This is a genomic window from Corynebacterium silvaticum (assembly GCF_002162115.2).
Classification (GTDB): Bacteria; Actinomycetota; Actinomycetes; order Mycobacteriales; family Mycobacteriaceae; genus Corynebacterium; species Corynebacterium silvaticum.
Genome location: NZ_CP021417.2, coordinates 1,672,966 through 1,685,226, shown reverse-complemented (window position 1 = coordinate 1,685,226; position 12,261 = coordinate 1,672,966). Strand labels below are relative to the sequence as shown.

Sequence of the window (12,261 nt, the reverse complement as noted above, 5' to 3'; positions counted from 1 at the left end):
CCGATGATGTGGGTTTTATGTGAGAAAAAGCGCGCAGTAGAGATGCCTCTTAACGTGATCGGATACATAGCGAGGTATCCCTGCTCACGCTAGAAAAGCAATGCAAAGACCCCACCAAGTAGGGCAAGGACAGTTCGCATAATGGTATTTAGTTCCAAAATATCCGGGTAGGGGAACAACGCATTAGCCCGGGGTTTGTGTAGTGCTGTTTTGGGGATGGCGTGGTGCTTTATTAGCAGGTAGAACTAAAAGCTCTAGAGAGCGCAAGGAAATGAAGGGGTATAAGGGCAGTGAGGCTGGAATTTTATTTTGATCGTGACTGCGGCTTTTGCGAGGTAAGTGCAGGAGTTTTGGCACGACTATGCCCGAGTACACACATAATTCCAGCCGTGCCGGATTCCTCTTATGTGGGGAAAAATATTAGTCATTCGGCGGTATCTCGGGTTAATAATTCTTGGTACCAGGGAGCGAACGCTATAGCGAGCATTCTAGAAAATGGGGGACGCAACGCTGGGCTCAGGTGCGCGGGAAGAGCGTTAAAAAACCCCGTGGTCGCCCCTTTTGCTGGAATCGTCTACAGACTAATAGCAATAAACAGGCACAGGCTCGGCCCTCTTGTTGGCGCAGAGGCCTGTCGGTTGAACTACTGATGCCCCAGATAAGTAAGCGCCGCTGTGACTGTGGCATGAGTTGCGGATGTCACCGTGGGCACATAATCGGGTAGGAAAGAGCCCATGTGATTGACCGGGATATCCGATTCTATGGTTCCGCGCCGCTCCGCGTCTTCCCATTGATCGCGTGGCGTGGCTCCCATGGTCCAGAAGAGATACGGGGAGTTGAATGCCATCCATGGGGCTGTTGGAAAAATCTTCCGACGCTGTCCACTGGCTTGCAGTACGAGAGTCTGTCCCAAACACCTGATCAAAACTAGCTCGCACACGTGCGAACACATGGGGGTCGTTTTCTGTCAGTGGGCCGTGGGCGAAATAGCGGAAAGTAGGAGGGACAATCACTCCAGAAGCCACACATTCCGCCTGCACTACGCGTTCGATGGCGGCATAAAGTTTGTGCCGAACCTCGTTGCTGTACATACGGCAGTTCAGCACAATCCGTGCACTTCCTGGGATCGTATTGTTGGAGTGCCCTGATTCCAAGGTTCCCACAGAGACGATCGCAAAGTCTTGAGGCGCGATCTCGCGGCCCACGATGCCTTGAAGGCGAATAACGATCATGGCTGCGATATACGTGGGATCAATCGAATTATGGGGCATCGAACCATGAGCGCTTTTCCCCTCGATGCGTATTACTATGGAATCGCATGCTGCGAGGACCGCACCTGGTTTGGACATAACAACGCCAGCAGGACCTGGCACGATGTGCTGTGCGAAACACACGTCAGGACGCGGAATCTTTGCCACCAGACCGTCGGCGACCATGGCTTCAGCGCCAGCGCCGTTTTCCTCGGAGGGTTGAAAAAGCGCGATGAATGTGCCCGACCAGCGTGAGCGGTGGGCGTCGATAAGCGCACAGGCTCCCAACAACGCGGTGGTATGCATATCGTGTCCGCAAGCGTGCATAACCGGAACTGGTGATTCCCCGGAAGTATCTATGCGACGTGAAGCAAAACTTACGCCTGTGGTTTCTTCCACTGGAAGCGCGTCAAAATCGGCGCGGGCAAGGACGCACGGGCCTTCGCCGTTATTAAAGATCGCTACAACCCCGTGTCCGCCGATCGATGGGATGATGTCACAGTTGAATTCAGCAAGCTTCTCTTGGATTTTTGCGGAGGTTTCTCGTTCCCAACCAGAGAGCTCGGGGTGAGAATGCATCCACTGGTAGAAGTCCTTTTGCCAACTGAGGTCGGTCGTAGAGGAAGCCAAAAATTCAGCGATATCCATGCACTCCACCATAAAGAAAGCGACCCGAGCATTAGTAAACATCCCCCCGGTTCTTGCATCCCGGCGCGATAAGGCACCGGATACTTCCCAGGGGGTAGAGGATGCGATCGCCTGGTGAGGGCTATTTAATGCAGTGAGGTAGTGTATTTCAAACTATTGCGCTGAAGCGTGCATTCCGTAGCAATTCGAATATTCGGGGAGATGCGGCCTTGGCCACGGAGGCTATAGAGCGCATGGACAATCCGGTCTCGAACGTCCCATGGAGAAAGCGTATTCAGGTAAATTTTTGTTCCGCCCTCAAAGCCCGCGAGTGTGGATACTCGCCACTTGATCATGATGCGCCACGGCATGGGGATGTCTACGTCGGCGGGTTTATGATGCCATTCTTCATTGCAGGGGATTTGTGGGCCTGCACCGGCATGGCATGCGTGTACTAGGTCGCTCATGGCGCGGATTTCTTCTGGCGACTGCAGCCAGGGTTCAGAGACCGCTGATTTGGAGAACACCTCAAGGGTGGGGAAACGGTGACCAAAACCTGCAAAACATATGGCATGGTCGTTTTCTGCAATCACGAGGTTGTGCATGGCGGCGAAATCGACGGCCCATTCGTTATACATATTGGGGTTCTGGCGCAGTTTTTGTACTTCTATGTCGGAATGAACGCCGCGTTCATCAACAGCGACTAATTGCTTGTGTAAGTGATCAAAAGAAGCACCGGCGGGTTTGAGCCAGTTTTGAAAAACCGCAACGTAGGGCGCATAGCGGTTGCGGGCATAGAGGTCGCGCAGCGAATCTATAGTGAAACGTATAAAAGCCTCGTGTTCCTCGTGTGTGAGAGTTCCGGCAGACGCTAGTTGATCGCTGCTCGTAGCACTATCGGTGTAGTGGCGGCGGGCTATGATCACGTCATGTCCGCCACCGAAGAATGCGGGCGCGTCTTGTAAAAGCTCGCTTTCAGTGTGATCCCCACTATCACCAGCGGCTCTGCGCTTGGTTTTGGCAATTTCTAACACATGCTTCTTGCCAGAATCCGATGCTAGGTAATGTTCCATGCGGGTTTGGGTTTCCGCGTCTAAACAATATCCGTAGTTATCGTGCCAGTAATCGTAGGAGACGATCTCAAATAGATTTGGGACTCGGCGGAATTCTGCCGTCGTAGCATGAAGTTCTGCAGCGTTCACGCCGCGCAGAATGTCCCAATCGGACGTTCCCTCGGCAGGACTTAAGACCATTCGCGATTTTTCCGGAGGCGTTTCTATCTGGCGATCTGCGCAAAAAGCACAGGTGGAAACGTGGTCTTGAAAAGTGAGATCGTGGATGTCTGCTGGCAGGTGTGCCAGGGGACGGTTGCCTCTCCCCGGAACCGTCCACACTTGAGTCCCGGAGAAGGGGTTGACCTGTTTGATTGTTCCGTCTGCCATGGTCACGATCGGGGTGGGTCGCGAATACATCTGCGCGTTCATAGCTCTTTAGAATATTAGCTACTCTGGTACTATGCCTACGATTCAGTTTGATTGCCTGATAGATAGTGAAAATGCAGCGTCTATGACTAAGCGCGTGCGCACACTCAACGAGCTTCTTATTCGCGATGGCAAGATTGTATCGGCGGATGTGACTCACGATCCGCACCCTCATGTTGAGCCATTATTGGAAGATCAGCTGCGGCAAATATTGCGGGAACAAAGAGACAATGAACCGGAATATGACGAGGACGACGTAGTGGAAGCATCAGAAGATGATGTGACTGTTCAGCGTTTCTCTATTGACGTAAGCGGGGTAGGTGGTTCACTCAATGAGTTAGCGATGACGTATTCGCGTCTTTTCACCCCGCTTGCCGATCTTCCTCGTGACACACTAGCGCTCAACGATGAGCAGGCCTTTGAACAGGCCACTCCTTACCCGTGGTCGCTTGAAATTTTGAGATAAGACCTCATCACTGCGCTGCCGGCGCGGGTGAGTTGCTCTTGTGTGGAGGCGACTTCGTCGAGAGGCGCGAGCTGGATGGGAAGTGCTCCTTGTGGTGCGTCGTCAGCTAACTTGCCCGCGACGATAACAGGGAGGGTGTTTTCTCCTTTGAAGGAAAGGACTGTTCCTACTACTTTTCCTTTGGTCGACTGGGAGTCGAAGGCTCCTTCGCCGGTGATAAGGATATCCGCGTGTTGTGCCAAATCTTCAAGGCCGAGCGACTGGGCAACGACGTGTGCTCCGGGAAGAATACGCACATGATCAGCGTTTCCGTGGAATATCCCCGATAACCATGTGATACCCACTGCCAGTGCTCCTGCGGCTCCCATGCTCACGGTAGTGGGGTCGACTCCGGAGACTTCACAAAGCCGTGCAATACCTGCATCAAGTAGTGCGATGTCGCTCTCGGAGGCTCCTTTTTGAGGGCCAAATTGAGCGGCTGCGCCGTGAGGGCCGATAGCCGGTGCGGTGACGTCACTTAGCAGCACCCAGTCCATCGCTGCAGCTGGGATGTTGAGTTGAGCTGTGTCGAGGGAATCTATATCGATAAGCGCTGCGCCTCCTTGCTTGAGCGCTAGGCCGTTCTTATCTATGGGAGTGGCTCCTAGAGCCACCAAGATTCCGGTTCCTCCGTCGGTCGTTGCGGTTCCGCCGAGTCCTAGGACGATGCGCGTTGCTCCGCGTGTTTGTGCGTCGGCTATGAGTACGCCGGTTCCGTAGGTGTCCGCAAACGTAGGGTTGAGGCGGTCTGTTACTGCTGCGAGTCCGCTTGCTGCGGCGACATCGATGTATGCGGTGTGTGATGCGGAATCGAATGTGTAGGTGGCTTCGGTGAGTCGTCCGATGGCATCAGTGGTCGGTAGCGTGATCTCTTCACCGCTGAATACAGAGGAGGTGCCTTCTCCGCCGTCTGCCATGGGGGCAAGCGTGATAGTGACTGATTCTGGAGGAATGTTGAGTCGTTGGAGTTCTTGGTTAATCCCATCGCTGATGTAGCGGGCCGCTTCTGTGGAGGTAGCGGTTCCTTTAAAAGAATCGGGAGCGATCACAATATTGAGGGGTTGACGTGGCCCTTGTTGCAGATCTGCAAGGTCATATGGCGGCACATTCTCCACGGTCATGTTCGCGCATCCTTTCTCCGGTGTTCGCAGGCTGTTTGTATGGCAGGCACAGCTCTGTTTGCGCTGGTTTGGTCCGCACGTGGTGTTTGCGGACGGTCGGTTTCTTAGCCTACAGGGCTGCAATGCATGTGCAGGCCGTGATGAGGAAGTCCACAGGCTCTCAGTACCATGAGCTTTTCGACGCCACCCTGTATGGAAAACTTATCTATCAATGGGCAGATACTCGGCAGAAAAGGGCGGGTTTTCTGTGGGGTGATAGATATTTTTGGCGCCTGTGGAAAATTTTTCCCACGGGAATGTGGTTTTATTGTGGCAGGTAGGGGTCTATATTTTAATTTTTTACGACAGGTGAAATTGGTATCGCTGCGCTATTTTCGATAGTCCGATAGGTGAATTTAGATAATTCGGTGTAAAGTCACAATCGCCGGCTTGAGAGCTGGCCCGCATTCAATCTTTTGCTAGGTTGCGTCCGCGCATGTGCAGGCGTTGTGTGGGGTTCCGGAAGTAAGTTCCTAGGAGGTAGGAAAACATGTCAACGATTGACGAGCGTGTGCAGGGCTACTATGACGCACTACTAAAGCGTAATCCTGCAGAGCCTGAGTTTCACCAGGCTGTGGCGGAAGTTCTTGACTCCCTGAAAACCGTCCTGGAGAAGGATCCTCACTACGCTGATTACGGTCTTATTCAACGACTCTGCGAGCCAGAGCGCCAGTTGATGTTCCGTGTGCCATGGGTGGATGACCAAGGTGTGGTACAGATCAACCGTGGTTTCCGCGTGCAGTTCAATTCTGCAATCGGCCCATACAAGGGTGGGCTGCGTTTTCACCCATCGGTCAACCTAGGCATCATCAAGTTCTTGGGTTTTGAGCAGATTTTCAAGAACTCCCTCACAGGGCTTCCTATTGGCGGCGGCAAGGGGGGTTCGGACTTTGATCCTAAGGGCAAATCCGATGCTGAAATCATGCGCTTTTGTCAGTCATTTATGACTGAGCTGCACCGTCATATCGGCGAATATCGCGACGTTCCCGCCGGTGATATTGGAGTTGGTGGGCGTGAAATCGGCTTCCTCTTTGGACAGTATCGTCGTCTTGCTAACCAGCATGAATCGGGTGTGCTTACCGGAAAGGGTCTTACCTGGGGTGGCTCATTGGTTCGTACTGAAGCCACCGGCTACGGCCTGGTTTATTTCACTAGCGAGATGCTGGCGCATCATGGCGACTCTTTCGAAGGTAAAAAAGTCATCGTCTCGGGCTCTGGCAACGTAGCAATCTATGCTATCGCCAAGGTTCAGGAGCTTGGTGGAACCGTTATTGCTTTCTCTGATTCCTCGGGCTGGGTTGAGACTCCCAATGGTGTGGACGTCGCAAAGCTCAAGGACATCAAGGAAGTTCGTCGTGAGCGTGCCACTGCATATGTCGACGAGGTAGAGGGTGCAATTTATCACGAAGATGGATCCATCTGGGACCTTCCCTGTGACGTAGCTTTGCCTTGTGCAACTCAAAACGAACTTGATGGCGACCATGCCAAGAAGCTCGCAGAAAATGGTTGTAAGTATGTTGCAGAAGGCGCCAATATGCCGTCGACTGCAGAGGCTATTGAGGTTTACCGTGAAAAGGGTATCCACTTTGGCCCAGGCAAAGCTGCCAATGCAGGCGGTGTGGCTACATCGGCCCTGGAGATGCAGCAGAATGCCTCCCGTGATTCTTGGAGCTTTGAATATGCGGATGAACGCCTCCGGGAAATCATGCGTGGAATTTTCCAGAATTGTGAGCGCACTGCCCGCGAGTATGGGCATGAAGGCGACTACGTGATCGGTGCTAACATCGCCGGCTTTAAAAAGGTTGCCGATGCGATGCTCGCTCAAGGCGTGATCTAAAACTCGTCATCGATTCTTAACGTGAAATTGCTGTGTATACAGCGGTTTCACGTTTTTCTTTTATTCAAGGAACTGATTGTAGTGGGGATGGAACAAGTTGTTGCACATCAATATCTTTAAAAGTAGTGACGCCAGCCACAAATAATCCTACACTGGGGGCACAATGGTCCTCACATTGGTCCGCACAACGGCCCCAGAGAAAGGAACACATCATGCTTATCGGCTGCCCGACAGAGATTAAAAACAATGAATCTCGCGTTGCACTGACCCCCGCTGGCGTAGTTGAACTGGTAAAACGTGGACATGATGTGATGATTCAAACTGGCGCGGGAATTGCTTCTGGTATTGAAGACTCTGCATATGTAAAAGCTGGTGCCCGGATCGCAGGCGATGCCGCAGAAGCATGGTCGGCAGATGTCGTGATCAAAGTAAAAGAGCCACTTTCTGAGGAGTATGGCTACTTTCAACAGGGACAAATTCTGTTCACCTACCTGCATCTGGCTGCGGCCCCTGAGGCTGCCAAAGCGCTTTTGGAAGCCGGAGTGACCGCCATAGCGTATGAGACAGTCACCGGTGATCAAGGCTTGCCGCTCCTAGCTCCCATGAGCGAGGTCGCAGGGCGTCTTGCTGCGCAGGTAGGGGCGTATCACCTCATGCGCACGCAACGCGGAGCGGGAGTTTTGTTGTCGGGTGTGCCGGGGACCGCGCCGGGCAAAGTGACAATCATTGGCGGCGGGGTTGTGGGGGAGTCGGCCGCTCGAATCGCTGTGGGATTAGGCGCTCAAGTGACGCTTCTCGACGTCAACCTGGATCGACTGCGTGATCTCTCGGCGCAGTACGGGCCTCGTCTTATCACCATGGCAAGTAACGCTTATAACATTGCGCACGCAGTTGCTGACGCTGACCTGGTGATCGGTTCTGTGTTGATTCCCGGGGCCGCTGCGCCAAAACTTGTTACCCATGAACATGTGCTGTCTATGCGGGAGGGGACGGTTCTTGTTGATATAGCTATTGACCAGGGCGGTTGCTTTGCTGATTCTCATCCCACCACACACGACGACCCAACGTTTATTGTCGATGGAAAAGTCTTCTACTGTGTGACAAACATGCCTGGCGCGGTACCGGTGACCTCTACCGCTGCGCTGACTAACGCCACGCTTCCTTTCTTGCTTTCTCTGGCAGATAAAGGTTGGCGCAAGGCAATGGCCGATGATCCACACTTTGCGGCGGGGCTTAATACTGCGGAAGGGGAACTAACCAACGCTGCGGTGGGAGAAGCACTAGGGCTGGAGTCTGTAACCCCAGCTTCTCTCATCTCCTAGCGAGCGTTTGGGGCACAACGTATCCGTCCGGGTCGGAATTGCGGTACTAGTTTGAATCTGGACGTGGGCCGTATAGGTGGCTATAACGTTTCCCTTTGACGTCGTAGAAGCTGAGATCAGTTGTAGACGCGTAAGCGGGAGACCCTCAAAAAGCGTAGGGCCGGTGCCAACGATCACTGGATGCATAATGAGCGTGATCTCATCCATGATGCCGGCTTCCACGCACTGGCGGACTACAGAGAGTGAACCCTGGATTGCAATATCGCGTCCGGGCTGCTCTTTGAGGTTGCTGATGTAGGTGATGAGGTTATCGTCGATAAGCTGCGTATTGGACCACGTAATATCTTGAGGCTGTAAGGATGTGCTGGCCACATGCTTTGGCGTGGAATTAATAAAGTCAGCGAACCCGGCATCAGGGCCGTCAGTAACAGCAGGCCAATAGGATGACTATTCGTTATAGCTGTTGCGTCCAAGGATGGCGTCGTCGATACGTCCGATGCTTTCGGTCATAAGCTGTGCTAGTTCCTGATCAAAAGCATCAAATTGGAATGTGTCGGGGCGGGTGGCGCGCCCATCGACAGAATAGAAAAGTGTTGCTACAAGTTTGCGGGTCATGGGGATCCTTAAGGGATAGGGCCACGTATGCGTGGTTGCGAGAAAGCTGCTCTACGCCAGTTCTTCTAGGAACCGCGGTTGTCTCTGCGGAAGTTGTTTGGCGGCCGGAAAAGTTGTGCTTACTGAGTGGTCACACAGGAAGCTTGTGTCAATAGGGTGCTGAAAGCGCGTGCTAAGTACAAAAGATTGTACACAACAAGAAAAGCGTGGCGTGGCAATTGAGTGCTGCTAGCAGTAAATCGTGCTCGCCGCAAAGACACGTCTATATGTGAATATTGAGACCTTCTGGGGCGTAAAAGTATCTCTGAGACAAATATTTTTGGGGGAGGCGCGGCGCTAAAAGCCCAGTTCTGGCGGTTTGCGCAAAATAATTTGGCGTTAAGAATGGAAAGGCTGTGTACTGGGAAGTACCCTTAAAGCATGTACCGCGTATTCGAATGCCTTGATGAACTTGTCCAGACTGTAGAGCAGGCATATGGCGTTCCAATGACGTCTAACTGCATGGTTCCTCGTAATGAGATGCTGGCGCTTCTCGACGACCTACGCAATGCGCTGCCGGTCGAAGTCGATGATGCTCAGGATGTCCTCGATCAGCGCGATGAAATCATTCGTGGTGCTGAGGAGCGCGCACACGAAACGGTTTCTTCGGCGGACCGTGAGGCCACAAGCATTATGGAGCGTGCCCGTCAGGAATCTGACACGATGCTTACGGATGCAGAAAACCGTGCTCACGCCACGGTTGCTAAAGCACAAGACGACGCTGACCACATGGTCAACAGCGCGCGTCGAGAAGCTGACGACACTATTAATCGTGCACAAAATGAGGCCGAGCGAATCGTCGCGAGTGGCAATGAGCAGTACCAACGTAGCGTGGACGAGGGCCTAGCGGAGCAGCATAGGTTGGTGAGCGAAGCTGAAGTTGTGCGCCGCGCGAACGAAGAGGCTCACCGCGTTGTCGATGCCGCCCATGCCGACTCGAACCGCTTGCGTCAAGAATGCGATGCATTTGTGGAGAACAAGCTGTCCGAGTTTGAGGACTCACTTTCTGCAACACTTCGTACTATCTCTCGTGATCGTGCCGCTCTGCGCAGGGGTGCAGGTGCCTCTGCCGGTGCAACTACCATGCCGTCAACGCGCGGTGGATACGAGAACTAGAGCCTCCTTAAGGTGTACAAGTACTCGTTAGCACTGCTAGCGAGTACACTCAAGGGACGATGATGAACGATTCTTCTCCTTTTATTTTTAACGTGTCCTCGCTGCTGCGGGGTTATGCTATGCCCGAAACCTTTACGCAGACTGGACCTAGTCCTGTTCGCATTGGTCCCGCGATGATCGGGATTCCAGAAGGCGGCTCGGTCCAGGTTGATGTGACCCTTATTCCGCTGGGAGATGCCGTTATAGCAGAAGCGACGATTCGGGCGGAGCTGGAGGGCGAATGTGCACGCTGCTTGAAGCTGCTCACCCCAGACGCAGAATTTCATGTGAGTGAAGTTTTTGCGGCAACCGATGACTTCATCCAAGGGGAGGACAACGAGGGGGAGGACGATGTGTCAAAGATTATTGACGACTCGATAGATCTCCTTCAAGTTGTTATCGATGAAGCTGGTATGAACTTACCGTTTAACCCGGTGTGCGAAGCCGGTTGCGATGATTCGGAATCCGATGTGCCGGCACCTGATGGAGTGTCTGGGGAGAAGCAGGATCGAACTGATCCGCGCTGGGCTGGATTGGAGAAATTCCTGTGAGCAGAAAAAAACAACGAGCAACCGGTTTTAATGCCTTGCAGGAAGCCTTCGACCGTATTAATTACGACTCTTTGATTGACTCTTTGGGCGTTGATATTCCTCAAGATCTGCTGATGTTGGCGTTGACGCACCGGTCCTTTGCCAATGAAAACGGGACTCTTCCAAACAACGAGCGTTTGGAGTTCCTCGGCGATGCCGTTTTGGGGCTGTCCGTTGCCGGTAAATTGTACGAACAATACCCATCGAGGGCGGAAAGTGACATCTCCAAGATGCGCGCGAGCATAGTGAGCCGTTATGGCCTTGCTGATATTGCTCGGGAGATTAAGTTGGGTAGCTTCATTTTGCTGGGCAAAGGGGAGCTGATGACTAATGGTAGAGACAAGGAATCGATTCTTGCTGATACCACTGAAGCTCTCTTGGGGGCAATCTACTTAGCACACGGCTTTGAAGTTGCTCGGGCCACGGTTTTACGACTTTTCCAAAAGAAGATCGATACTGCCAGTGCCGTCGGTATGCACCAAGACTGGAAAACCACGCTTCAGGAGCGCGCTGCTGAGCGTAAACTTCCCGTGCCGGTATACACAGCTTCCTCCACGGGGCCAGAACACAGCCAAACATTTACTGCTGTCGTTACCGTGGGCACTGCGACTTTGGGAGAAGGAATAGGACCCAATAAGAAACTTGCAGAGCAGGCAGCAGCACATAAAGCGGTTGTCTTCCTTCAAGAAAACCCCACGTTTTCTTGAATCCTTAAAATTAAGGATCACGCCGTGCCTGAATTGCCAGAGGTAGAGGTTGTTCGTCGGGGGCTTGAATGTCACGCCGTTGGGAAGACTTTGACTTCGGTGACAGTCTCCCATCCGCGTGCTGTCCGTTATGTAGAAGGCGGCTCGCGGGAACTTGAGGCACGGTTACGGGGACGAGTACTTTCCTCGGTGTATCGGCGTGGAAAGTTTTTGTGGTTTGTTTTGGATGATTCCTGTGCGCTCATGGTTCATCTAGGTATGAGTGGGCAAATGCTCATTAAGCGTACCGACGCCCACTCGCATCCGCATACCCGGATCCGATGTTCCCTTAGCAATGAAGTGGAGCAGGGAGAATTATGGTTTGTAGATCAGCGCACGTTTGGCTATTGGCGACTTGCTGAATTGACCTATGCGCATAACCGATTAGTTCCCGAACCAATGGCTCACATAGCGGCTGATCTCTTGGAGCCCACGCAGGATCTTATGGCAACAGCGCGATTGATAAAGTCCAAACAAGTAGAGATTAAAAAACTGCTTCTTAATCAAGAGATCGTTGCGGGGATCGGCAATATATATGCAGATGAGATACTCTGGTCTGCACAAATACACCCTAGGCAGAAAGCACATCGGCTTTCATTGAATGCAATTCACTCGCTTCTGTGCGAGGGACAAAAAGTGATGAATAAAGCCCTGTTGCAGGGTGGAACGAGTTTTGATTCGCTGTATGTCAATGTGAATGGGCAGTCTGGCTATTTTGATGTTTCCTTGCAAGCCTATGGGCAAGAGGGGAGACCGTGTGGACGCTGCAGTACCGCGGTGATTCGGGAAAAATTCACCAATCGCTCAAGCCACTTGTGTCCACGCTGTCAGCGGCTGCATTAAGTGCCCTATGAAAACAAAATATTTTTGGTTGGTTAGCCGAAAATATGGAGTTTATTTGAAGGGAAACAGGGGATTGTGGGGTACTCAGCTC

The 12,261-nt window shown here is 52.6% G+C and carries 12 protein-coding genes and 1 pseudogene; 8 read left to right on the top strand and 5 right to left on the bottom strand.

Annotated elements, in window-relative coordinates:
• Positions 1-290: 290 nt before the first annotated feature.
• Positions 291-650 carry a DCC1-like thiol-disulfide oxidoreductase family protein gene (locus CBE74_RS24760; RefSeq protein WP_166740995.1) on the top strand — a complete coding sequence of 120 codons (360 nt, stop codon included), beginning with the start codon at positions 291-293 and terminating at the stop codon, positions 648-650.
• Here the strand turns inward: CBE74_RS24760 and CBE74_RS20335 are convergent.
• A pseudogene (locus CBE74_RS20335) lies at positions 644-1,910 on the bottom strand (amidohydrolase). The gene CBE74_RS24760 and the pseudogene CBE74_RS20335 sit on opposite strands and share 7 nt — an antisense overlap.
• A gap of 113 nt (positions 1,911-2,023) precedes the next feature.
• Complete coding sequence (locus tag CBE74_RS20330; protein ID WP_087454224.1) at positions 2,024-3,361, bottom strand: DUF4921 family protein; 1,338 nt, start codon at positions 3,359-3,361, stop codon at positions 2,024-2,026.
• A gap of 31 nt (positions 3,362-3,392) precedes the next feature.
• Here CBE74_RS20330 and CBE74_RS20325 point away from each other — a divergent pair, with 31 nt between their 5' ends.
• Complete coding sequence (locus CBE74_RS20325) at positions 3,393-3,824, top strand: hypothetical protein (RefSeq protein WP_087454223.1); 432 nt, start codon at positions 3,393-3,395, stop codon at positions 3,822-3,824.
• Here the strand turns inward: CBE74_RS20325 and CBE74_RS20320 are convergent.
• Positions 3,794-4,984 (bottom strand): glycerate kinase, encoded by a 1,191-nt coding sequence (locus CBE74_RS20320; protein ID WP_087454222.1) that lies wholly within the window; start codon positions 4,982-4,984, stop codon positions 3,794-3,796. The genes CBE74_RS20325 and CBE74_RS20320 overlap by 31 nt on opposite strands.
• A 529-nt stretch (positions 4,985-5,513) precedes the next feature.
• Between CBE74_RS20320 and gdhA the strand changes: the two genes are divergently transcribed.
• Positions 5,514-6,860 carry an NADP-specific glutamate dehydrogenase gene (gene gdhA, locus CBE74_RS20315; protein ID WP_087454221.1) on the top strand — a complete coding sequence of 449 codons (1,347 nt, stop codon included), beginning with the start codon at positions 5,514-5,516 and terminating at the stop codon, positions 6,858-6,860.
• Between the two features lie 212 nt (positions 6,861-7,072).
• On the top strand, positions 7,073-8,182 hold the full coding sequence (ald, locus tag CBE74_RS20310) for an alanine dehydrogenase (RefSeq protein ID WP_087454220.1): 1,110 nt from the start codon (positions 7,073-7,075) through the stop codon (positions 8,180-8,182).
• On the opposite strand, the gene CBE74_RS20305 is transcribed toward ald, so the two are convergent.
• A complete protein-coding gene (locus CBE74_RS20305; protein ID WP_225870100.1) occupies positions 8,141-8,575 on the bottom strand; it encodes a dihydrofolate reductase family protein in 435 nt (144 codons plus the stop codon). The two genes, ald and CBE74_RS20305, sit on opposite strands and share 42 nt — an antisense overlap.
• 54 nt (positions 8,576-8,629) lie before the next feature.
• Positions 8,630-8,797, bottom strand: coding sequence for a dihydrofolate reductase family protein (locus tag CBE74_RS20300; RefSeq protein WP_225870066.1), 168 nt, complete (start codon positions 8,795-8,797; stop codon positions 8,630-8,632).
• 420 nt (positions 8,798-9,217) lie between these two features.
• Between CBE74_RS20300 and CBE74_RS20295 the strand changes: the two genes are divergently transcribed.
• The 4 genes from CBE74_RS20295 to mutM are packed head-to-tail and all read left to right on the top strand — an operon-like array spanning position 9,218 to position 12,170.
• Positions 9,218-9,952: a DivIVA domain-containing protein gene (locus tag CBE74_RS20295; RefSeq protein WP_087454219.1), complete on the top strand. Its 735-nt coding sequence runs from the start codon at positions 9,218-9,220 to the stop codon at positions 9,950-9,952.
• Between the two features lie 59 nt (positions 9,953-10,011).
• Positions 10,012-10,542, top strand: coding sequence for a YceD family protein (locus CBE74_RS20290; protein ID WP_166740996.1), 531 nt, complete (start codon positions 10,012-10,014; stop codon positions 10,540-10,542).
• A complete protein-coding gene (gene rnc, locus CBE74_RS20285) occupies positions 10,539-11,288 on the top strand; it encodes a ribonuclease III (protein ID WP_087454217.1) in 750 nt (249 codons plus the stop codon). Before CBE74_RS20290 ends, rnc begins: the two co-directional genes overlap by 4 nt.
• Before the next feature lie 24 nt (positions 11,289-11,312).
• Positions 11,313-12,170 (top strand): bifunctional DNA-formamidopyrimidine glycosylase/DNA-(apurinic or apyrimidinic site) lyase, encoded by an 858-nt coding sequence (gene mutM / locus CBE74_RS20280; protein ID WP_087454216.1) that lies wholly within the window; start codon positions 11,313-11,315, stop codon positions 12,168-12,170.
• The last annotated feature ends 91 nt before the right edge of the window (positions 12,171-12,261 follow it).

Excerpts from the sequence above, each read along its gene's own strand:
- CBE74_RS20295 (WP_087454219.1), top strand. The coding sequence starts at position 9,218 with ATGTACCGCGTATTCGAATGCCTTGATGAACTTGTCCAGACTGTAGAG.
- gdhA (WP_087454221.1), top strand. The coding sequence starts at position 5,514 with ATGTCAACGATTGACGAGCGTGTGCAGGGCTACTATGACGCACTACTA.
- CBE74_RS20290 (WP_166740996.1), top strand. The coding sequence starts at position 10,012 with ATGATGAACGATTCTTCTCCTTTTATTTTTAACGTGTCCTCGCTGCTG.
- CBE74_RS20330 (WP_087454224.1), bottom strand. The coding sequence starts at position 3,361 with ATGAACGCGCAGATGTATTCGCGACCCACCCCGATCGTGACCATGGCA.
- ald (WP_087454220.1), top strand. The coding sequence starts at position 7,073 with ATGCTTATCGGCTGCCCGACAGAGATTAAAAACAATGAATCTCGCGTT.
- CBE74_RS20325 (WP_087454223.1), top strand. The coding sequence starts at position 3,393 with ATGCCTACGATTCAGTTTGATTGCCTGATAGATAGTGAAAATGCAGCG.
- CBE74_RS20300 (WP_225870066.1), bottom strand. The coding sequence starts at position 8,797 with ATGACCCGCAAACTTGTAGCAACACTTTTCTATTCTGTCGATGGGCGC.
- CBE74_RS20320 (WP_087454222.1), bottom strand. The coding sequence starts at position 4,984 with ATGACCGTGGAGAATGTGCCGCCATATGACCTTGCAGATCTGCAACAA.